Below are 22,980 nucleotides of genomic sequence, written 5' to 3' on the forward strand. Positions count from 1 at the left end.
GCGAAGACAGTTCAGGTGGACTTTAAACACAATCCTCGATCGGAGACCAATCGAGGTGAGGGTTGTGGAAACCTTAAAAGATGCCAAGTAAATATGCTTTAGCTGACTTAGACTGTCAGGATCAGAAGGGAAAGAGTAAAAGGTAATTTCTTTTGAACTTCTCCTTTTGTTCAACTTCCCACGACAGGAGGTTTAATTTTGACGAAGTTGAAAGTTGGCATTAACGGATTTGGTCGTATCGGGCGGCTTGTGCTTCGCGCTGGCATGAATAACCCTAACATTGAGTTTGTAGGGATTAACGACCTAGTACCACCAGACAACCTCGCTTACCTATTAAAGTACGACTCAACCCACGGTAAGTTGAAAAATAAGATTGAAGCGAAGGATGACGGCATCGTTGTTGATGGGTATTTCATCCCTTGTGTGTCGGTAAGAAATCCGGCAGAATTACCTTGGGGAAAATTGGGTGTAGATTATGTTGTAGAATCTACAGGGCTTTTCACTGACCACCAAGGAGCAGCAAACCACCTTAAAGCTGGTGCAAAGCGAGTAGTAATTTCTGCTCCCACCAAAGACCCAGAACATGTTCCTACTTTGCTAGTTGGTGTTAATCATCACCTATTTGACCCCAGCAAAAATACGGTTGTCTCTAATGCTAGCTGTACCACAAACTGTTTGGCTCCCATAGCTAAAGTCATCAATGATAATTTTGGATTGACCGAAGGGTTGATGACCACAGTCCATGCCATGACTGCTACCCAACCAACTGTAGATGGGCCGAGTAAGAAAGACTGGCGGGGTGGTCGAGGTGCAGCCCAGAATATTATTCCTTCCTCCACTGGTGCAGCTAAAGCCGTAGCACTAGTTTTGCCAGAATTGAAGGGCAAGCTGACAGGTATGGCATTCCGAGTCCCCACTCCCGATGTCTCTGTAGTTGATTTAACCTTCAAGACTGCCAAAGCTACCAGTTATAAGGAAATCTGTGCTGCCATGAAAGAGGCTGCCGAAGGTTCGCTAGCAGGTATTTTAGGATACACAGCCGAAGAAGTGGTTTCCACTGATTTTCAGGGCGATAGTCACTCTAGTATCTTCGACGCAGGTGCTGGTATTGAATTAAACTCAAACTTCTTCAAAGTAGTTGCTTGGTACGACAACGAGTGGGGCTATTCAAATCGCGTAGTTGACTTGATGTTGTCGATGGCACAAAAAGAACAACTTGCCCCAGCAGTTGCCGCAGTTTGATTAATCAGGAGTTAGGAGTCAGGAGTTAGGAGTCAAGATAAACAAAGGACACCTAACAACTGACTACTGACAACTAACTAAAAACTTTTGGGATTTGGGACAAATGGTACATACCTGAACACAGGACTGTATAAAAAAGCATTTTCACTTAGGAAAGCAGTGATATGAAACACCTGCAATATGTAGCTACGCGATCGCAACCAGTGTCAGCATCCATATGGCAGGTTATTCCTTAACCTCCCAATCCCTATGCGTCGAACCAAAATTATCTGTACTGTCGGCCCTGCGACATCGGCACTTGAGCGGCTGCAAGCCTTGGTAGAAGCTGGAATGAATGTGGCGCGGCTGAATTTTTCTCACGGTGCTTATGAATTCCACGCCCAAACTGCTAAGTATCTCAGACAAATTAGTACTGAGCAGCAAAAGCCGATCGCCATCATGCAAGACCTATGCGGCCCGAAGATTCGCTTGGGCACTTTACCACCAGAAGGGTTAACAGCTGAAGCTGGCGATGAGGTGACTTTTGTATTACAGGAGAAAGGCGCTAGTCTGGACGAACTGCCTCTGCCATTGCCGACTTTGTTTGCGATGGTGCGACCTGGCGAACCGATTTTGATTAATGATGGTCGAGTAAAATTGATTGTCACCGATCGCGATGCTGATAAAATTCGGGCGCTGGTGAAAATTGGCGGGTTAATTTCCACTCATAAAGGAGTAAACCTCCCAGAAACTCCTTTACCTGTGAGTTCCATCACGGAAAAAGACTTGATGGATTTGCGCTTTGGGATACAGTTGGGTGTGGATTGGGTGGCAGTATCTTTTGTGCGATCGCCACAAGACTTAGAACCTGCCCAGCGAATGATTGAAGCTGCTGGTGCTTCGATTCGTTTGATTGCCAAAATCGAAAGAGCAGAAGCAGTTGAGCAGTTTGACTCTATCCTCAAGGTTGCCGATGGCATTATGATTGCCCGTGGCGATTTAGGGGTGGAAATGCCAATTCATGAAGTGCCGCTGATTCAAAAAGACATTATTCGCCGTTGCAATCAAGCTGGCAAACCAGTGATTACTGCCACGCAAATGCTAGAGTCAATGATTAGCGCTCCCGACCCCACCCGCGCCGAAGCAACTGATGTTGCTAACTCCATCTTGGATGGTACGGATGCGGTGATGCTCTCTGGTGAAACTGCGGTCGGACAATATCCTACTGGTGCTGTCCAAGTGATGCACAATATCGCCATACGCACGGAACAATCCTTGCAGGAAGGTAGCAGACATTCATGGTGTCATGACGCAGGTAGTCTCAGTGTCACAGAATCTGTGGCAGAAGCGGTGTGTCGCATCGCCTATGAAACAGGCGCGCGAGCAATTCTTTGTAACACCTCCTCTGGAAGTACAGCGCAACTAGTGTCGAAATACCGTCCGACTACACCAATTATTGCCCTTACCCCTGATGAAACTGCTTATCAGCAGCTAGCCCTTTCTTGGGGTGTGATACCCTTACTCATCCCACCCGTCTACAATGCGGAAGAGATGTTTACGAACGTAGTAAATACAGTCGTGGAGATGGGTTTGGCAAACGACGGTGATAAAGTGGTTATTACCTCTGGCGTGCCAATTGGTAAATCGGGCACAACAAGTTTAATTAAAGTGCATTCTATTGGACAGCCAATTACCGCATAGGACATCTAGAATGAGGCTGGGGCTTGTGAGCGCAAGCAAATTTAGGCAACAGTTAAGAAAAGTTGCCAAAATCAGAATTGTAAGGAACAGGAACGAGTTTCAAGAATAGGGAATGGGTAAATCCTAAACAAACATCGCGGAGTTTTTTATGTCTAAAAATTTACTAGAACAATTGCGCCAAATGACTGTTGTGGTTGCGGATACGGGAGATATCCAAGCAATTGAGAAGTTCAAACCTCAAGACGCTACCACCAATCCCTCGTTGATTACTGCTGCGGCGCAAATGCCAGAGTATCAAGAAGTTGTCGATCAGACTTTACTTCAAGCTAAGAAAGATGCCGGAGTCGAAGCTAGCCAAGCTGATGTGGCTTCTTTAGCTTTTGAGCGTTTGGCAGTTGCCTTTGGATTGAAGATTTTAAAAATCATCCCCGGACGAGTTTCTACAGAAGTAGATGCTCGCTTGTCCTACGATACAGAGGCTACTGTTACCAAAGCACGGGAAATAATTGCCCAATACAAAGCTGCTGGCGTTTCTCGCGATCGCATCTTAATTAAAATTGCCTCAACTTGGGAAGGCATTCGGGCTGCGGAAATTCTGGAGAAAGAGGGTATTCATTGCAACCTTACCCTCCTATTTGGATTGCACCAAGCGATCGCCTGTGCAGAAGCTGGCGTTACCTTGATTTCTCCCTTCGTCGGACGGATTCTCGACTGGTACAAAAAAGATACTGGACGCGATAGCTATCCTGCTGCTGAAGATCCAGGCGTTGTGTCAGTTACCCAAATTTACAATTACTACAAGAAATTCGGCTATAAAACCGAAGTTATGGGAGCTAGCTTCCGCAACATTGGCGAAATTACCGAACTTGCAGGTTGTGATTTATTGACAATTTCTCCATCACTGTTAGGGGAATTGCAAGCAACTATCGGGGAACTGCCACGTAAACTTGACCCCGCCAAGGTAGCAAATTTGGAAGTTGAAAAGATATCCATTGACAAAGCTACCTTTGATAAGATGCACGCAGCTGACCGCATGGCATCTGACAAACTAGCAGAGGGTATCAAAGGTTTTACAAAGGCATTGGAAGACCTCGAAAAACTTTTAGCAGACCGACTCAGCCGCCTTGAAGGAGAGGTAGTAGCTAGCCATTAGAAAGTAATAGTTATTAGTTAGTGGTTAGTATGACGACCAATAACCACTAACTATTAATAATTGATTAGTTGCCTCAATTGCGATCAATGTAGTCGTATATAGATTGGTCGTCTATATTGTGAGTCTCTATAAACTGGTCGCCGTCTGTTCCATGAGTCTCTATAAACTGGTCGCCGTCTGTTCCATGAGTCTCTATAAACCGATCGCCGTCTGTTCCATGAGTCTCTATAAATAACTCTTCCTCTATTGTGTGAGCCTCTATCAAATCTTCGTCTATCGTGTGAGTCTCTATCAAATCTTCGTTTACGATCTCTCTCAGCAATCAAAAGCTCTCCAGTTTTACCTTCAACTAGATTTGCCTCTGCTCCGACTTGCTGTTCATTGAGAGCATTACTTAGAGGACTAGCCTTCGCTTCAGCCAATAGGGGCGGACACACGAAGGCACATAATAATATTGCTATTGAGGATAGCTTTCTGAAACCTTTCATGTTTTTGGTTACACTAAACTTTTGGTGATAAGTTTATTAAACACCTTAAAGGTAATAAATCATATGTCAATACAGCTTTTTTTAACTTTAATCTAGATTTTTTTACCTTTATTTAAGTGTTATGTATAGCAAAATTATATAGCAATATCAGCCTCAAGATAGTTGCAAATTTTGTAAGATAGCTTATAAAAATAAGCCATATTTATTAAATTAAAAACTTTAACAATAAATAAATTGATATTAGCTGTTTATCTGTCTTTAAAAAATATTTACTATAGTAAGTTCAAGATTACAATTTGTATTTTTTCATCAGTAGTATAGCTATTTTGTTATGAAGATACTTGTACTCAATGCTGGCTCAAGCAGTCAAAAGAGTTGTCTGTATGAGATTGCAGACAAGGCTCTCCCGAAGGAAGCACCTCAGCCCCTCTGGGAAGGTAAAGTCAACTGGACGCAAGACCGGGGTGTAGCCGAAATTGAGGTCAAAACCGCTATGGGTGCAACGCTGCACGAATCTATCTATGGTGACTCTCGACGTGCGCACGTCGCCTATATGCTCTATACGCTCAGTCGCGGTGCTACCAAGGTGGTTAATCAGTTGTCAGAAATCGATGTCGTAGGACATCGTGTAGTACATGGTGGGCAAGATTACCGAGAACCAGCAATTATCACTGAGGATGTTAAAAAAGCGATCGCTCGTTGGTCTAATCTAGCTCCAGCACATAATCCAGCCGCTTTGGAAGGGATAGAAGCCATTGAGCAAAGCTTAGGAGAAGTCACCCAAGTAGCAGTTTTTGATACCGGATTTCATGCCACTCTACCCGATGCAGCAGCCATTTATCCCGGTCCCTATGAGTGGATAGACCAAGGTATTCGCCGCTACGGATTTCATGGCATCAGTCACCAATACTGTTCTGGACGTGCTGCTGACATCCTGGGTAGAGATTTAGCATCCTTACGGTTAATCACCTGTCATCTAGGCAACGGTTGCTCTTTAGCGGCCATTAAAGACGGTCGCAGCATTGATACAACTATGGGATTTACACCTTTGGAAGGATTGATGATGGGCAGTCGTTCTGGTTTAGTCGATCCGGGAATTCTAATTTATCTATTGCGGTATGCTAATTACTCCGCAGAAAGCTTGGACTATATGCTAAATAAAGCTTCAGGATTGCGAGGAATTTCGGGAGTATCAAGCGATGTGCCCAAGGTGATGGAAGCGATCGCTCAAGGTAACTACCGCGCTAAACTGGCTTTGGATATGTACGTCCATCGCTTGCAGTCTGGTATTGGTGCGATGCTGGCTAGTCTCAGGGGATTAGATGTTTTAGTGTTCACCGCAGGGGTAGGCGAACACTCTCCAGAAATTCGCCAAGCTGCCTGTGAAGCCTTTGAATTTTTGGGCTTAAAAATTGACTCCCAGAAAAATCAGCAGCAGCCTGTTGATGAAGATATTGCAACCCCTGATTCTACAGTACGGATATTAGTAATTCACACTCAAGAAGATTGGGCGATCGCTCAACAATGCTGGTATCTCCTAAAAAAGTAAAAAACAGTACACCTTGGCTCAATTTAATATTCATCCTTCATCCGCTATGTGAAGCCAATAAACGACGCATAATGAGTTTACCTACTTGAGGCCAGATAAAAGCTAAAAGGCGTTTGCAAACTGGCGGTACAAGGGGTGATAAAACCATCATAAATAATGCTTGATAACTATTAGTAGTGGCAATCTCGATCGCAGGAATCAGACAAGTGAGTTCCCATGCCAAGTAATCTAAATATTTAGAGTTAATAGCAGTACGTCTTTGCAATTGATTTAACAGCCCAGAACGGAAAGTAGCAAGTGATATAGTTGTTCCTAACCAAATAGCTAATGATAATGTCCAATTTGCTAGATGCAGATTAATAGCTAAAACACCCGCAGGTACAAGCGAAGCTAGTTCCCAAATTAGGAGATTAAAATTACTCCGAAAGTAGCTCATTACTTGTTCAACTAGCCAGTAATGAGCAGAGATAACTGTTGAAAATTGGGAATTCGTTTCTAAAAAATCTTTTTTAATTTTATGAAAAACATCGCCATTGAGAAAAATAGTACTTTGCAAAACTGGTTCTTTATCTGTATTAGTAACTTGCTTTTGTCTATAGTAAGAATTAAAAGTAAATTCAGTTTGTAATATTATTTCTTTACGAAAACTTTTATTGAGAATTAATTTTAAAATATTAAAAATAATAATACTGTAGAAAATCGGAATTTGTATTTTTGTATGATGATCTAAATCGGAATTTTGATTTTTTTCTCGTCTCCTACCTTTAAAGTTCTGAGAGTAAATATCTGCAATCTGTGGGAAACCCTCCCGAAGCACTTTCTCACTATAAAAGCGTCTAAGGATTTTTCTCTGCTTTTCTTTTTCCCATATTTGTGCAACTTCAATAGCAGGCTGTTTGCCAGTAATTCCTTCTTCATTTTCTGGCACAACATTATAACTAATACAAGTGTAGTACCAAAGAGGAATTAGTAGACTTGGTGGAATATACAAGGTACTACCTGTTTTTTGTGCCTGCTGAATCTGTTTAACAATAGTTTCGCTTAGATATAAATTATACTGCGATTCTTTGATCTGGATTTCAAAGCGATCGCCTTGAGGAACTTGCAAAATCAGAGAAATGGCAGCATCAGCTGAATTATGTTTTGTACTAACTGCGTCCATTAGAAGATAAATTCGCAATACCCTGTACTAAATTAATCAAGAAACTGAATGTTCCACGCCACTGTTTTTCTCCAGCAATTACTCCTTCGTTATGTGCTTTCAAGATTAAATTTTTAGCCTCTTCAGATAATGCAAACAGGTCTTTATGATATCTCGTAATAATATCTCCATCTAACTGCATCACAGTTTGGGCATAAATAATATCAATTTCCGTACTATGAATGTCTCCACTATCAAGTGCAGCTTTGAGTTCAGACATTTTACGCAAAGTCCGCACAAACCTACCATTATTCAAAATTTGTTGAATTTCTTTGCGATTTTCTCGCCATCTTTCTTGTTTTTTTAAATTATCTTCTGAATTTAGATCGTCCAAAATAGGAGATGGAGGAGGTAGTATTGGTTGAGCTAGTGAAACATATTTTGGATCTGTTTCAACTATTTCTCCATCTTTTTGTTTTTTTAGCCATTCTAGACGATTCTGATACCTTTCTATTTTTTCTTGCTGCTCTGAATTCAAACTTTCTTCGGAATCAATGAGAATGTAAAAATATTCTCTTTCTAGTTGTGCAAATAAATTTTGATAGCGCTGATGCAGTTCTTCAGGAATCCCTTTTTCCTCAAAGTAATCTTTATCATTTATAGAATAGATTCCTTGATACGCCTGCCAAGCATTAAATTTTGCAGCACTAATTTTATCCACAACCATTGTATTCACTTCCAACGCTGTGATATCTTCAACTAATGTCTGTACAGATGATACTAATTTGTCTAATAAGTTTCTGGCTTTGTTTTGAGCTTGAATACTATTTGTAGTTTTAGTTGGCACTATATTACCATTAGACATAGTAAAATCCCTAAAGTTATGAGTAGCAATCCAAGCCGATTAACCTACAGATTGCTTGAGGTTCCTGTAGGTATTTGAGTTTATCTATCAGTACAAAAAAGCCTAAAAACGAGATCCAGATTCTTGTGTGTTTTTACGAGATTTCGACATTTCTACCAAAATGTCATAAATTTTATGTACGGTTTCTATATTCTTTTGAATAATCTCCCGACTTTCTTTAACTTGACTTAAATGAAATTCCCGAAGTTCTGCATAAGGGCCACCGCCAACAAATTGACTTCCAACTTCATTTTGGATATCACCATTTACCATATTAATTATGGTATGCATTCGATTGCCTGATTTGGGAACTTCTTGTCTATTTAGTAGTTCGTTACCTAAGTCAGGAGAAGGTTCTGAAACCCAAGTTGTGATTTCTAATTCAACAACTCCAACTATTGCTTTCTTGATAGCATCAGCAATATCATCAAAATTAAATCCTTTTCTATCGGCATTCAGATTAGTAACTATTGTTTCAAAATCACCAACTTTTGTTGTAATAGCTTGGCCGTTACTTTCCCTGTTTTCTGTAAGAGTAGATTCCATAATATTCTGGTAGTTGCAAGTTTGAATACAAATAAAATCTAATTCTATATCATGTTGTCAGCATCCGCAATTTTACTTAAAAAAAGTAAGTAAACTCAAAACAACTTAATGATTGGAGGGATTGGTTGTGAATCCAATTAGGGAATTTTAGGAGCCATAAATCTTTCAAAATAAGCTATTTGAGCTTCTACTACTGAAATATAATAACTATTGCTTAATGTATAAATTAGTACTTAATATTTGGTTGGAGTCTACCCAATTAGATGTATTCTGTTTCGCTTGGATTGAAGAAAGTGAAGAGTAAAAATTTGCATAGTTTAATTAGTTGAAACAATTATCAGCTTTCCATATTTTTCTACTAAGGAAGAATGAAAATTACTTTTACTGTCCCTTGTGACTTGTTCCCTATTTGCAAAATAAATATAGTGCATACAATGAGGTAATCATACCAACAAAGACAAAAAATATGTGGTTATTATCTCGTCAAGCCGTTTTCGGGTCTTTTATAGTCTGTTTATGTATGTTAGGAATTGGACTAATTCAATTTCCCAAACTGCAAAAATTACTAGATAGCCAACAAGTTACCTCCTTGGAAATTTTAGAAAAAGATGTCAAAGCAGAAAATCTTAGGCTCAATTTTCTTAAAACAATGCCTAGTTTTGGTTATGATAACTTGATTGCAGATTGGGTGTATCTCAATTTTTTACAATACTTTGGCGATGAGGACGTGCGTGCCAAAACAGGCTATAGCCTCAGTCCAGAATATTTTGAAGTAATTATAGAACGCGATCCTCGATTTTTAGAAGTTTATTTAAGTCTTTCTACTAGTACTTCACTATATGCTGCTATGCCAGAAAGAACTATAAATCTGATAGAAAAAGGTTTAAAATCGCTATCTCCTCAAGTAGAGGACAAAGCTTATTATGTGTGGCGTTATAAAGCAATTGATGAGTTATTATTTTTAGGAGACTCTCAAGCTTCCCGAAAATCTTTTTTAATGGCGGCAAAGTGGGCTAGTCAGTTTTCTGATGAAGAAAGTAAGTATGTAGCAGCTACTTCCTTGAAAACTGCTGAATTTCTCAGTCAAAATCCTAACAGTAAATACGCACAAATAGCGACTTGGGCAATGATATTAAGTAATCAAGTAGATAAATATACTCGTCAAAGAGCAATTAACGCAATCGAAGCTTTGGGAGGAAAGATAGTGACAACTCCAGAAGGTAATCAAAAAGTTATCTTTCCTCCAAAAGATTGAATTATAAGTAGAGACGCGATTAATCGCGTCTGTACAATAGTCAGTGGTCAGTAGTCACAGAAAAAATAACTAATAATTAACAACTGATAACTGACAAATGACAAATGACAAATCAAATTTTTTGGTACAACGGCAAACTAATTAAATCTCAAACCCTTGAATTAGATATTAACGATCCGGGGTTGCTCTATGGGGCAACGATTTTTACAACGCTACGAGTTTACAACAACTCGCTTGATAGTAGTTTAACTAACTGGCTCTTGCATTGCGATCGCCTCCTGTTTTCTTTGCAATCTTTTGGTTGGCAGCAACCAGACTGGAACCGCGTCCGTCAAGGTGCAGAAATTCTCTGCATGCACTTCCCCATTCTTAGAATCACCCTATTTCCCGATGGACGAGAATGGATAACTGGGAGGTTGTTACCACAAGATTTGACAGAAAAACAAAACAATGGCATTACCACAACTTTGGCAACATCAGAACTTTATCGCTGTTTACCCTCTCATAAAACTGGAAACTACCTCAGCGCTTGGTTAGCAAAAACTAGCGCCCAACAGTTGAATGCTCAAGAAGCGATTTTAGTGGATGCCGCAGGCAATTGGCTAGAAACTACCACAGGCAACCTCTGGGGGTGGCACGATGGCAATTGGTGGACACCGCCGCTAACAGCAGGAATTTTACCGGGAATTGTGCGATCGCAACTAATTAATTGGCTGCGAAACCAGGATTTAGTAGTGCGGGAAGAACCTTGGACTGGAGAATTAGTTCGGGGTTTTGAAGCGATCGCCTACACTAATAGTGTGGTAGAAATTATCCCCATCCATACCGTTCGCCAGCCTACAGAATCGTTACAATATAATCCCCACCATCCGATTTTTCAGCAAATAAGGGTTTTTTTAGCATGACAGGAGTGCCATTCTGTTATACCTTAAGATAAGTTAACATAATTCTTAATAATGCCTTTCTCTTTTAGAGACGCTACGAGAACGCACAAAAAATACAGGAGGATAGACCTCAGTGAATAAACGATGGAGAAATGCGGGGCTGTACGCGCTGCTGTTTATTGTTGTAATTGCCTTAGGAACAGCATTCTTTGATAAGCAACCTCAACAAAGAGATCAATGGCGGTATAGCCAGTTTATTCAAGAAGTTGAAAAAGGCAGAGTCGAAAAAGTCAGTTTGAGTGCAGACCGGGCTACAGCTCTGGTTACACCTAAATATGACCCCAATAAAAAGTTAGTAACTTTGGTCAACGACCCAGACTTGATCAATACTCTCACTAAACAAGGCGTTGATATTTCCGTTTTACCCCAAACCGATGAAGGTTTTTGGTTTAAAGCATTAAGCAGCTTATTTTTCCCTGTATTACTTTTGGTTGGCTTATTCTTCTTGCTACGCCGCGCTCAAAGTGGCCCGGGCAGCCAAGCTATGAACTTTGGCAAGTCCAAAGCCAGAGTCCAAATGGAACCCCAAACTCAGGTAACTTTTGGCGATGTCGCTGGTATTGACCAAGCCAAGTTGGAATTAAACGAAGTAGTAGACTTTTTGAAAAACGCCGATCGCTTTACCGCAGTTGGTGCAAAAATTCCTAAAGGTGTATTATTAGTCGGCCCTCCCGGTACAGGTAAAACCCTCCTAGCTCGTGCTGTCGCTGGTGAAGCTGGCGTACCATTCTTCTCCATCTCCGGTTCGGAATTCGTAGAAATGTTTGTGGGTGTGGGTGCATCCCGCGTCCGCGATTTGTTTGAGCAAGCTAAATCCAATGCTCCCTGTATCGTCTTCATTGATGAAATTGACGCTGTAGGTCGGCAACGGGGTGCTGGTTTAGGCGGCGGTAACGACGAACGCGAACAAACCCTCAACCAATTGCTTACAGAAATGGACGGCTTTGAAGGTAACACTGGCATTATTATTATTGCCGCTACCAACCGTCCTGATGTACTAGATGCAGCACTGTTGCGTCCTGGTCGCTTTGACCGTCAAGTTGTCGTAGACCGTCCCGACTATGCCGGACGCAGCGAAATCCTCAAAGTTCACGCCCGTGGTAAGACCTTGGCGAAAGATGTGGACTTGGATAAAATTGCCCGTCGCACTCCAGGGTTTACAGGTGCAGATTTGTCCAACTTGTTGAATGAAGCCGCAATTTTAGCAGCGCGGCGCAATTTGACAGAAATTTCCATGGATGAAATCAACGATGCCATCGACCGCGTGCTAGCCGGGCCAGAGAAGAAAGACCGGGTAATGAGCGAAAAACGCAAAACCCTAGTGGCATATCACGAAGCTGGTCACGCTTTAGTTGGTGCTTTGATGCCAGACTATGACCCAGTACAAAAAATCAGCATCATTCCTCGCGGTCGCGCAGGTGGTTTAACTTGGTTTACCCCCAGTGAAGACCGGATGGACACTGGTTTGTACAGCCGTGCTTATCTAGAAAATCAGATGGCAGTGGCATTAGGCGGTCGTATCGCCGAAGAATTAATCTTTGGTGACGAAGAAGTTACCACTGGTGCTTCTAACGATTTGCAACAGGTAGCGCGAGTTGCCCGTCAGATGATTACAAGATTTGGCATGAGCGATAAACTCGGCCCAGTCGCCCTTGGTCGTCAGCAAGGCAACATGTTCCTCGGTCGGGACATCATGTCAGAGCGCGATTTCTCTGAAGAAACCGCAGCTGCCATTGATGAAGAAGTCCGCAAACTTGTGGATGTAGCCTACCAACGCGCTAAAGATGTGTTGGTAAGTAACCGCCACATTCTCGATCAACTAGCGCAAATGCTGGTTGATAAAGAAACAGTAGATGCTGAAGAATTGCAAGAAATTCTGTCGAATAATGACGTGAAAACTGCTGCATTCGCCTAACGATTGTAGAGACGCGATTAATCGCGTCTAATGGTAAAATTTGGGGTAATTCTGGAACTTTCTAGAGTTACCCTAATTTTTTGCGATCGTTTAATCAAAAATGATATTAATTTCGACTTAATACTTGTGTCATTGTCGCGCTTCGTTAGATATTATTATCTTACGCGTACATAAATTTGATAGAACCTTTTAATTCAATTTTTCAATTAATAGAAAAAATTACACATTATGTTCTCAAGAGAAACTGACCAGCGTTGCTAATACTGCTTGTTATTTGTTTTTAGACCAAGTACTTCAGAAGAAAATGGAGAAAAAACAGATATGTTAATTTATATAAATATGACTTTCAGAATGCTTTTGAAGAACCTCTTCAGGGTAAAGTTCTCAACGCTAAAGTCTTAAAACTTGAAACAACTAAATGGGATCAAGAGAAAGTGCAATCTTGTTGATTAACTGCTTATTCCATCAAAATCAATCGCAGGGAGGTTAAACGAACTTACCACGGCAAAGGTCAATTGTTCATTGTTTTATCCTATACCATTAATACCTTTTGCAAAGATTTTTGTAACTAACTAAACTATATGTATGCTAATACATTTGTATGCTAATTAAGGTTGCGATCGCTACCACCATAATTGTGGCTATACTATTCAACTGTTCATCAGCAGATTGCTTTGCCTCATCCCAATTTTGGGACTCTGATAAATAGTATTTAAAGCTACTATTTCTTGAGGTAAAAATTTATTTTTTAACTTAATTAATGTGACATTTTAATTAAAATCATTTTTGTCTAAGCTAGATAAACTTTAAGTTAACTTTACTAAAAATTCAAACTTAATAAACAATATCCCTCCGGAAAAGCAAACTTTTCTAGGAAAATAAGAATGTCGGGAAACTTGAATACTTAAGTAGCCATTATGAACTGCGTACACTTGAACGAATGAAAATTTATCTTGCTGACTCATCGACTTTTACCTAGCACTCAACACTTTTAAGTCAGAGTCACGATAAAAATGTTTAGACAATACTTTACTGACCATAGTCTCAGAGTTTTAGGTAAATATGCTTAACACAGGTTTATTCAAATCCTTTACCCAACCAGTTGTGGGTGTGGCTTTATTGACAGCTTTTAATGCTGTTGTTCCGTCTGCCAGCCTAGCTCAGGGACAACCAGTCTTTCCTAGTACACAACCAGTCTTTACTAATACTCAAAACTTTCCAGAAAATACACCACCAATATCGCCAGCCATACAAGCAGTAGATACAAATTATTTATTAGGAGGCGGCGATCTCATCCGTGTAAACGTATTTGAAGTACCCGAATATACAGGTGAATATCAAGTTCCTCCAGGCGGAGCGATTAACTTACCTTTAATTGGCAGTGTACCTGTCCTCGGTCTAACAACAGAACAGGCTGCTGATGAAATTGCTAGAAGATACGCTCGCTTTCTCAAACGTCCCTTGATCTCAGTCAACCTTTTATCGCCTCGTCCCATAAATGTTTTGGTTGCTGGAGAAGTAACACGTCCGGGAGCTTACACTTTGAGCTTAAGTGGAGGCGCAGGCAATAATCCAGGCGTTCAATACCCAACTGTGCTAGCTGCCTTGACAACAGCTCAGGGAGTTACTTTGGCAGCAGATGTATCTCAAGTTAAATTAAAGCGTAAGACAGGACGCTCTTCTGAGCAAATTGTGACTGTCAATTTAAAAGACATTATCCAAACAGGTAATACAGCACAGGATATTACTTTAAGGGATGGAGACACCATCATTGTGCCAACTGCAACTACCTTCAACATAGCAGAAGCACGCAATTTATTTGCAGCTAACTTTGCTGCCAGTCAAACTACACCCCGTACAGTAGCAATCATTGGTGAAGTTAATCGACCCGGATCGTATCTTGTCTCTCCAGGTACTACCCCAGGTGGCACAGAAGGGGCAGCGGGTGGAGCTGCCGGCAGCGGTTTGCCAACTATATCACGGGCTGTTCAATTAGCTGGGGGAATTACCTCACAAGCTGATATTCGCAATATCAAGCTACGACGACCTACAAGAACTGGCACAGAACAAACAGTAGATATCAACCTCTGGCAATTATTACAGAGTGGTGATGTCAATCAAGACATCATCGTACAAGACGGAGACACAATTGTTGTTCCTACCGCCACAGAAATCAATCCCGCAGAAGCCACTCAATTAGCTACTACTACTTTGTCTCCTACAACCATTCAGGTTGGTGTAGTCGGTGAGGTAAAAAGACCGGGAGCCGTAGAAGTTCGACAAAATAGTTCTTTAAATCAAGTATTGCTTGCTGCTGGCGGCTTCAATGATTCTAGAGCTCGTAAGGCGACTGTAGAATTGGTTCGCCTTAATCCTAATGGCTCTGTCACCAAACGCGAAGTAAAAGTTGATTTCTCCCAAGGAATCAACGAGCAAACTAATCCCATACTCCGCAATAATGATGTTGTAGTAGTTAACCGTTCAAGATTAGCCAAATTTGGCGATGGTCTCGGTACTGTACTCAATCCTCTAGGCAGTTTATTAGGGGTGTTCAGGGCTATATTTACTGGTTTTTAGAGGTCGTTTCTAAATCTAACGAAGATGTTTCGTTTGAAGTTGCTTGCGATCGCTAGTTAGTCACAGCAGCTTCAAACCTAAAACAACAATTAATTGATAAATCAGGAATCAAAAACAAAGCCCAGCTATTTCATAATTAAAAAGCTGATATCGTATCATAATTTATTATTTAATTTTTTCCTTAAACAAATTTACATAATTATTTAGTTAGCAATCATACTATTACCAGCTGAGTCTAAGTCGTCATATAGTACTGAACTCACATATCCTACCTGTCTCAACAAGGGGACGCAAAGACGCAGAGCGTTCAGTTTGGTCAGGTCGGGAAACCATGTGCGGCAGTTCCTCTTTGGGGAAACCACCAAGACCAGACTGCCTCACCGCAGTGGCTCCCTTTGGGAGAAGACTCGCGCTTCGCTGCGCTATCGCAACCGACGGGAACCGCCAGGATTGCGACTGCCTCACCGCTACGCTAACACCACGCAATTGGCTCCTCAACGTACTGTCTCCCCAACGGACTGCTCACCGCAACGCAGTGGCTCTAAAATCTCAGATCCAAAATGGTATAAGTTTGAACTTTCAGAGAGTCCATATAAATTACAACTGGTAGGTAAGTAAACTTAATTACAAAAATACTCCTTGCCAGTATGTAATCAAGGTGCTTTAATAACGATCGCGTTCTGCCAAATAGTCCTGTTGGCAAAAGATGCACAAACCCATAGAGCCTTGTTATGAGACGTAGCTGCTGTGTTCATAAAATTACAGACTCGACACATTAGACTGAAAGGAACGACAAGGTAGTACCATGTCCTTTAAACTAAAATTTCTCTAAAAGCTAAACTAATTGGAGCATATATGGAGCCAATCATTGCTATTGTCTTAGCCCTTGTAGGCTATGCCTTAGGATCTGCAAAAATTATTAACGAAGGAAATGAAGCTTTAGTCGAACGCTTAGGGCGATATCATCGCAAACTTACACCAGGTCTTAACTTTATAGTTCCGCTAGTTGATTCCATTGTCATGGAAGATACTACACGAGAACAAATTTTAGACATTAAGCCGCAGAACGTGATTACAAAAGATAACGTTTACCTAGAAGTTGATGGCGTTGTCAACTGGCGAATTACCAATATGGAAAAAAGTTTTTACAAAATCGATGATATTCAGATTGCATTGACAACCCTGGCTCAAGTTGAACTCCGTGCTAACATTGCCGATAGAACTCTATCGCAAACTATTGCTTCTAGAAACGAGGTGAACCAATCCCTGTTACGGGTCTTAAACGATACAAGCGCAGAATGGGGAGTTCAAATTATTCGGGTGGATATTCAGAGCATTACACCGCCTGAGAGCGTACAGAAGTCAATGGCAGAGCAGCAAGCTGCTGAAATCAGAAAACAAGCTACTATCAGTACAGCAGAAGGAGATTTGCAAGCTGCGATTAAGAGAGCAGAAGCGACTAAGGAATCTATTCGCATACTTTCGCAAGCTATAACTTCCAAGCCAGAAACTAGAGAAATTCTCAAATATCTTGTAGCTCAAGAACATCTCGAAGCTAGCCAAAAACTTAGTGCCAGTACTAATGCTAAAATCGTCTTTCTCAATCCAGCATTATCAGAGGGGGCATTAGATCAGATGATTGGCGAGGCCGCAAGTCATGAAATTGATGACAATGGTTCTGAGAAAAGTTCTATTTAGTCCCAAGGCAATACCCACTCCGATACTCAATAACAATAGGTAGTATTAATGGAGATTGCTGTAACAGACCTTTGGTAAGGACTTTTAATCCAAAATCCAAAATTGATATACTGTGAGTTTTCAACCAGGTTGTGGCAACTGTCGAAACAGTGCATCAGCAACCAGTGAAACATCACGCATTTCTTGAACATCATGAACTCGTAATATATCAGCGCCATTAAAAATAGCAGCACAACACGCCGCTGCTGTTCCCCAAACTCGTGCTTTTGGCTCTGGTTGGTTTAAAATGCGACCAATAAAACTTTTACGGGATGCCCCAACTAAAATAGGGCAGTTGAGCGCTCTTAATGACTGCAAGCGGCGAAAAATTTCTAAATTTTGCTCATAATTCTTAGCAAAACCAATACCAGGATCGATGATGATTTTCTCTCGGTCAATGCCTACAGCAGTCGCCGTCGCTATTTGCTTTGCTAGGAAACTATAAATCTCCCCCATTAAATCTTGATAATCAGTCATTTGTTGCATCGTCAGCGGTGTTCCCCTGATATGCATCAAAATAATCGGCACATCTAAACTTGCGACTGTTGGCAGCATCTCTGAGTCAAACGTCCCGCCAGAAATATCATTAATAATATCCGCTCCAGCTTCTACAGACGCTTTGGCTACAGCAGCCCTAGTTGTATCCACAGAAATCGGCACTGAAATTTTTTCTCGTAGCACCTGCAATACAGTTAGTACCCGGTCGAGTTCTTCTGCAAGAGTTATTTGTTCTGCCCCTGGCCGAGTTGATTGACCACCTACATCGATAATGTCAGCTCCAGCAATCACCATTGCTTGCGCTTGTGCCAAAGCCGCAGAGGCAGTTTTAACCTCACCTCCATCACTAAAACTATCAGGGGTTACATTCAAAACACCCATTAAGTAAGTACGCTGTCCCCAATCGAAACAGCGTCCTCGAATTATCAAATTGCTGGACATAAATATGCTCTTATTTGGAGAGACCAAGGAGCAGGCGAAGCAGGGAAAAAGGGGACACAGAGAAAATTATTTAACAATTCTCTCCTCTGCCCCTTTGCCCCTCTGCTCCTCTGCCTCCTGACTCCTGACTCCTCATACATGAGATTAGTGATAGTTCACAATCCGAGCGAAACTTTCTGGTTCTAGACTCGCTCCTCCCACAAGAACACCATCAATTTCTGGTTGAGCCATAATCTCATCAATGTTACTTGGCTTTACTGAGCCACCGTATTGAATTGGTACATTTGGATTCTTCAGCTGACTGCGAATTAAGCCAATTACCCGATTTGCCTCCTTTGTTTCACAGGTGTCACCAGTACCAATCGCCCAAATCGGTTCGTAGGCAATCACTAAATTTTCCTGATCGACATTGATTAGCCCTTTGTCCAACTGGCTGATAATCAGTGACTCAGTTTCTCCAGCATCTCGTTGTTGTTTAGTTTCGCCTACACATAGAATCGGGGTAAGACCAAACTTTTGAGCACCTTTGAGGCGCAGATTAACGGTCGCGTCCGTTTCACCAAAGTATTGCCGACGTTCGCTATGACCGACAATTACATAACGTACACCAATTTCTGTTAGCATCGGGCCAGAAATCTCACCTGTATAGGCTCCAAATTCTGCCCAATGGACATTTTGTGCCCCCAGTTGTACGCGGCTACCATGTAAATTTCTGGATAAAGCACTGAGGTCAGTGAAAGGAGGGCACAACAGTATTTCTCGCTCTTCAGGCGTTTCCTGTAAATGAGGCAGAAATCCTTGTAAAAACTCTTCGGACTCTGCCTGAGTCTTGTACATTTTCCAGTTACCAGCAATAACGATTTTACGCACAGGCAATTTAGTCAAGTTCCTAACGCTACTAGATGCATTTTTCAGTTTAGGACTTTTTGGGAGTCAGTTGTCAGTTGTTATTCTTCCTCTGCTCCCCTGCCTCCTCTGCTCTCCTAACTCCCCAATCTCACCAATACACTGCTAAAAATAACTAGGATAAGAAATAGGGTGAATCTCAAATCCCAAATCTCAACTTGCAAATTGATATGACTTCGACTTTGCCCTTGCCCGATCCTCATCAAAGTGATTCAGCTAACACTGATGCAAATTCTCTCAACTGGGAGGAAGAACTAGATAGTGCCATTTTCAGCTTTGAAGACATTCAAAAGGAACTCAACTATAAACAAGCACAAACGGCGCTGCGGAACTTAGTAGCCAATCTCGACCTCACCCCCCAAGAAAAATCTGGTTTAGAGGGGGAAATTGCTGATTTGGAAACCATGCTGGGTAAGTTGGATCGCATGGTAGTACAGATTGCTGCTTTTGGTATGGTAGGACGGGGTAAATCTTCTCTACTTAATGCCTTGGTTGGACAAACGGTGTTTGAAACTGGGCCTTTACATGGTGTCACCCGTGCTGCACAACGAGTTAATTGGAGTATTAATGAGGAGGCAGTTGGGGAAACTGAACGTGCTGCCTTGCGGGTTACTCTTCCTGGAATCGGTCAATCTCAAGTGGAATTAATTGACACTCCTGGGTTAGACGAGGTGGATGGCGATACTCGCGCGGCATTAGCTGAACAGGTGGCAAAGCAGGCAGATTTAATTCTGTTTGTGATTACTGGTGATATGACAAAGGTCGAACATGAAGCCTTATCGCAGTTGCGGGAAGCAGGTAAACCGATTGTTTTGGTGTTTAACAAAGTAGACCAGTATCCAGAAGCCGACCGGATGGCAATTTACCGTAAAATTCGAGATGAAAGGGTGCGGGAGTTAGTCACACCCCTAGAAATTGTGATGTCTGCGGCATCACCACTGGTGAAAACGGCAATTCTGCGTCCTGATGGTACTAGGGGCGTGCAGTTGCGTACAGGTAGTGCCCAAATCGAGGAACTGAAGCTGAAAATTTTAGAGATTCTGCACCGTGAAGGTAAAGCTTTGGTTGCTCTCAACACCATGCTTTATGCTGATAGCGTAAATGAGCAATTGGTGCAGCGAAAACTAATGATTCGCGAACAGAACGCCAATCAGTTAATTTGGAAGGCTGTAATGACAAAGGCAGCTGCGATCGCTCTCAATCCTATAACTGTAGTAGATATACTGAGCAGTGTAGTAATTGATATAGTTCTGATTTTGGGTCTATCTAAACTCTATGGCATTCCCATGAGCGAAAGCGGTGCAGTACAGTTGCTACAAAAAATCGCCTTGAGTATGGGCGGTATCGGTGCTAGTGAACTAGTGGCAAACTTGGGCTTGAGTGGGCTAAAAACATTACTTGGCATCTCTGCATCTGCCACTGCTGGGGCTACCCTTGGCCCGTATATATCGGTGGCACTCACTCAAGCAGGTGTAGCTGGTGTTTCTTCTTATGGCATTGGACAAGTTACCAAGGTTTATTTAGCCAATGGAGCAACTTGGGGAAATGATGGTCCCAAAGCTGTCATTACTAAGATTTTGGCAACCCTTGATGAGACTTCTATTCTTAACCGCATTAAAGATGAATTGCAACTGAAGTTAAGATTCAAAAGATAAAAAATAATGGCTCTTTCAATAGCTCGTGGCATTGATCTGCGGTAGCAAGCATCTTCCACAGTGATAGGATGTCCAACATGGGCGAATTGTAGCTTTGGGGAGGGGTTTGCCCATGTGTTGCATTCTTTTTTAAAATTAATATTACTACATTTTTACTCGGTTAATCATCATGCCGAAATTCTATCTTCACCGAACTGGGAAGATTCTGACTGCTATTCTACCCCTTTGTCAAACAAACGGCTTTCCCTCAAGGCAAACATAAGCCCAGTCTACTTCAAGGGAAAATTATTCAAGATGTTCAAAACAGTGCAATGTCGATGTATAGGATGATTTATATTGCATTAGCTCCGCTCGCCGTAGGCATCGCTGACCGTGAGCGGTTACGCCATCGCTCGTCTGATTCGGGACTAGCAGCAATTGAGTAAACCTTTAGATCGACTCAAATAGGCGTACAGGAACGTTCAAAAAATGTCAACTTTATTATATTTTGTAATTGGTTTTTTTGTGCTTTTGGTGATTGTAATTGCGGCTTATCTCCTGACTGCCCGCAAGTATCAATCCTCAGCCACAGTCGCTAATTCCTACGATCAATGGACTCTTGACGGCATCGTAGAGTTTTATTGGGGGGAACACATTCACCTCGGTCACTACGGTTTACCACCGCGACGAAAGGATTTTCTGGCTGATTTAAACGCTGTCACTTTATGTGATATCTGCGGTTTGAACTACCTCCTACACATCGCAAAATTAATCAACAAACAACATACTTTAAACTGAGTTCGGGATAAGGAAAAGGACAGGTAGTAAGCTGAAAATTCAGAGTTTTAAGATATAACACAAAATTGACAATGTAAATTAGTAGCTAGTATCAATTTACGAGCATTACAGCTACAAATCAATCTCCCTTATTATCCCCTGCTCCTTGCCTCTGTGCCTCTTTGTCCCTCTATCTATACTTAAGGATGCTGTAGATGGTTGCCCAAATCCAAGAATTAGATGCCCTACATTGGGTGAAAACTCGTTCCTCTCTTGACTCTACCCAATCTACATTCCTAATGTGGACAGGTAAAATTTATAGTTTTATTCCCACAGAGAAAAGAAAGCTTCTGTTCAAGATGCTGGGTTTGAGTATTAGTAGGTGCATTCCTACAGCGGAAGATAGCTGGAATTTTACTTCTAGGGAGCTAACTTACTATCTTGACCCTGAGACAGGTGAAATGCTGCGAAAATGGGAAAATCCTTGGACAGGTGAGATCCTACCAGTAATACACGTTGCCAATAATCCGGTACAGGGTAAGTTTCAGGGTAAATTTCCTGCCCATGTAGAGGGAGATACTACAACCTTTGTTTTTGATATTTTTCCCACTTACCCGAATATCCTGGCAGAAGATCCGAAATTTGCTGAATACAGTCCCTATGCAACATATCAAGCAGCGGAATTATTTAAACTAACAGTGCCAACCGCAGATTTATTCAACTCAGAACTTCTTTCAGTTTCTCAACTCAGACTGAGTTGGGATAGGATTGGTCAGTGGCTTCCTTGGATGAAGATGGGCGATCGCTCTGGTAATCTCATCTATAGTGCTAGTGGGAGTAAAGTAGGTGGTTTAACAGAATTGCCCCAGTTGCTGCAAGATGAAATTAATAACCGCATTCCTTTATACAAGCAAGCTCCAAAAGCTTACTTAGATGGCGAAGATATGACCTCTTGGCTGTACTTCCAAAAACACTTTCAGGCTTACTTAGCTGGCGAAATCTTCCCACTTCCCGAAACAGAAGATTTTTGAACTGGGGACTGGGGACTGAGTTAGGAGAGACGCGATTAATCGCGTCTGTACAAGAGTTAGGAGTTAGAGTTTTATCTTTATCCTCCCCTGCCCCCGTGCCCCTCTGCCCTCGTGCCTCCTGTCCCTCCACCTCCAGTCCCTCATGCATGTGGAAATTTTTCTCCTATAGAAAGGCACAAATCATACCTAAAGGTAGATCGGTACTTCAGCTATTTAACAGAAAATCTAACATAACGTCCGTTATATAGCCGATTAGCAAATGCGATCTCCTATATATCAAATCACCAAGCTTAAACAGACAGCAGCGCTTAGAAAACTAGAAATAAGCAAACTGATTTGTGAACTTCGACAATTGACAATATTCAGCCAAGAGCAACTTACAACTGTATTAGGTGTTGCTGACGGTACAAGCGATCGCCGGGAAAACGGCCATATACAACCATCTCCATTAGCACTCAAGCAAATTAAAACAGTATCAGAAGATTTGGGAAATTCGCCAGAGCTAAAGTTGCACAAACGCAGCCAACATCTCCTCACTAAATATTTTTTAGAAGCGGAGTAG

19 protein-coding genes and 1 pseudogene are annotated in these 22,980 nt (G+C 41.6%); 14 read left to right on the top strand and 6 right to left on the bottom strand.

Annotated elements, in window-relative coordinates; genetic code table 11:
- Positions 1-198 precede the first annotated feature (198 nt).
- From gap to RMY31_RS33710, 3 genes are all read left to right on the top strand, one after another.
- Positions 199-1,242 (top strand): type I glyceraldehyde-3-phosphate dehydrogenase, encoded by a 1,044-nt coding sequence (gene gap, locus RMY31_RS33700; RefSeq protein ID WP_322658337.1) that lies wholly within the window; start codon positions 199-201, stop codon positions 1,240-1,242.
- Between the two features lie 249 nt (positions 1,243-1,491).
- Complete coding sequence (gene pyk / locus RMY31_RS33705; protein ID WP_322658336.1) at positions 1,492-2,922, top strand: pyruvate kinase; 1,431 nt, start codon at positions 1,492-1,494, stop codon at positions 2,920-2,922.
- Positions 2,923-3,070: 148 nt separating this feature from the next.
- Positions 3,071-4,075, top strand: a complete 1,005-nt coding sequence (locus RMY31_RS33710; RefSeq protein ID WP_322658335.1) for a transaldolase — start codon at positions 3,071-3,073, stop codon at positions 4,073-4,075.
- 73 nt (positions 4,076-4,148) lie between these two features.
- Here the strand turns inward: RMY31_RS33710 and RMY31_RS33715 are convergent, their stop codons facing one another.
- Positions 4,149-4,397, bottom strand: coding sequence for a hypothetical protein (locus RMY31_RS33715; RefSeq protein ID WP_409879225.1), 249 nt, complete (start codon positions 4,395-4,397; stop codon positions 4,149-4,151).
- A gap of 497 nt (positions 4,398-4,894) precedes the next feature.
- Here RMY31_RS33715 and RMY31_RS33720 point away from each other — a divergent pair, with 497 nt between their 5' ends.
- Positions 4,895-6,112 (top strand): acetate kinase, encoded by a 1,218-nt coding sequence (locus tag RMY31_RS33720; protein ID WP_322658333.1) that lies wholly within the window; start codon positions 4,895-4,897, stop codon positions 6,110-6,112.
- 37 nt (positions 6,113-6,149) lie between these two features.
- On the opposite strand, the gene RMY31_RS33725 is transcribed toward RMY31_RS33720, so the two are convergent.
- The 3 genes from RMY31_RS33725 to RMY31_RS33735 all read right to left on the bottom strand — a co-directional run bounded on the left by RMY31_RS33725 (position 6,150) and on the right by RMY31_RS33735 (position 8,703).
- Positions 6,150-7,274, bottom strand: coding sequence for a hypothetical protein (locus RMY31_RS33725; protein WP_322658332.1), 1,125 nt, complete (start codon positions 7,272-7,274; stop codon positions 6,150-6,152).
- Complete coding sequence (locus tag RMY31_RS33730; RefSeq protein ID WP_322658331.1) at positions 7,261-8,118, bottom strand: hypothetical protein; 858 nt, start codon at positions 8,116-8,118, stop codon at positions 7,261-7,263. Before RMY31_RS33730 ends, RMY31_RS33725 begins: the two co-directional genes overlap by 14 nt.
- A gap of 102 nt (positions 8,119-8,220) precedes the next feature.
- A complete protein-coding gene (locus RMY31_RS33735) occupies positions 8,221-8,703 on the bottom strand; it encodes a hypothetical protein (protein WP_322658330.1) in 483 nt (160 codons plus the stop codon).
- A gap of 466 nt (positions 8,704-9,169) precedes the next feature.
- Between RMY31_RS33735 and RMY31_RS33740 the strand changes: the two genes are divergently transcribed.
- The 6 genes from RMY31_RS33740 (at position 9,170) to RMY31_RS33765 (ending at position 17,092) form a co-directional block, all read left to right on the top strand.
- A complete protein-coding gene (locus RMY31_RS33740) occupies positions 9,170-9,958 on the top strand; it encodes a hypothetical protein (RefSeq protein ID WP_322658329.1) in 789 nt (262 codons plus the stop codon).
- A 104-nt stretch (positions 9,959-10,062) separates the two neighbouring features.
- On the top strand, positions 10,063-10,863 hold the full coding sequence (locus RMY31_RS33745; protein ID WP_322658328.1) for an aminotransferase class IV: 801 nt from the start codon (positions 10,063-10,065) through the stop codon (positions 10,861-10,863).
- Between the two features lie 112 nt (positions 10,864-10,975).
- The gene (ftsH3, locus tag RMY31_RS33750) at positions 10,976-12,817 is read left to right on the top strand and encodes an ATP-dependent zinc metalloprotease FtsH3 (RefSeq protein WP_322658327.1); all 1,842 of its coding nucleotides are present in this window, start codon (positions 10,976-10,978) and stop codon (positions 12,815-12,817) included.
- Positions 12,818-13,879: 1,062 nt separating this feature from the next.
- Positions 13,880-15,394, top strand: coding sequence for an SLBB domain-containing protein (locus RMY31_RS33755; protein WP_322658326.1), 1,515 nt, complete (start codon positions 13,880-13,882; stop codon positions 15,392-15,394).
- 333 nt (positions 15,395-15,727) lie between these two features.
- Entirely contained in the window at positions 15,728-16,012 is a 285-nt protein-coding gene (locus RMY31_RS33760) for a hypothetical protein (protein ID WP_322658324.1), read from the top strand.
- A gap of 237 nt (positions 16,013-16,249) precedes the next feature.
- Positions 16,250-17,092, top strand: a complete 843-nt coding sequence (locus RMY31_RS33765) for an SPFH domain-containing protein (RefSeq protein WP_322658323.1) — start codon at positions 16,250-16,252, stop codon at positions 17,090-17,092.
- A gap of 120 nt (positions 17,093-17,212) precedes the next feature.
- Here the strand turns inward: RMY31_RS33765 and folP are convergent, their stop codons facing one another.
- Positions 17,213-18,070 (bottom strand): dihydropteroate synthase, encoded by an 858-nt coding sequence (gene folP / locus RMY31_RS33770; RefSeq protein WP_322658322.1) that lies wholly within the window; start codon positions 18,068-18,070, stop codon positions 17,213-17,215.
- A gap of 144 nt (positions 18,071-18,214) precedes the next feature.
- A complete protein-coding gene (gene tpiA / locus RMY31_RS33775; protein ID WP_322658321.1) occupies positions 18,215-18,940 on the bottom strand; it encodes a triose-phosphate isomerase in 726 nt (241 codons plus the stop codon).
- Between the two features lie 206 nt (positions 18,941-19,146).
- Here tpiA and RMY31_RS33780 point away from each other — a divergent pair, with 206 nt between their 5' ends.
- From RMY31_RS33780 to RMY31_RS33795, 4 genes and pseudogenes are all read left to right on the top strand, one after another.
- Positions 19,147-20,631 carry a GTP-binding protein gene (locus RMY31_RS33780; protein WP_322658320.1) on the top strand — a complete coding sequence of 495 codons (1,485 nt, stop codon included), beginning with the start codon at positions 19,147-19,149 and terminating at the stop codon, positions 20,629-20,631.
- Between the two features lie 468 nt (positions 20,632-21,099).
- Positions 21,100-21,315 (top strand): annotated as a pseudogene (locus RMY31_RS33785) (SAM-dependent methyltransferase); the annotation flags it as partial.
- Positions 21,316-21,602: 287 nt separating this feature from the next.
- Entirely contained in the window at positions 21,603-22,418 is an 816-nt protein-coding gene (locus tag RMY31_RS33790) for a DUF1838 domain-containing protein (protein ID WP_322658319.1), read from the top strand.
- A gap of 259 nt (positions 22,419-22,677) precedes the next feature.
- A complete protein-coding gene (locus RMY31_RS33795; RefSeq protein ID WP_322658318.1) occupies positions 22,678-22,980 on the top strand; it encodes a transcriptional regulator in 303 nt (100 codons plus the stop codon).

This window comes from Dendronalium sp. ChiSLP03b, assembly GCF_034531165.2.
GTDB classification, from domain to species: Bacteria; Cyanobacteriota; Cyanobacteriia; order Cyanobacteriales; family Nostocaceae; genus Dendronalium; species Dendronalium minutum.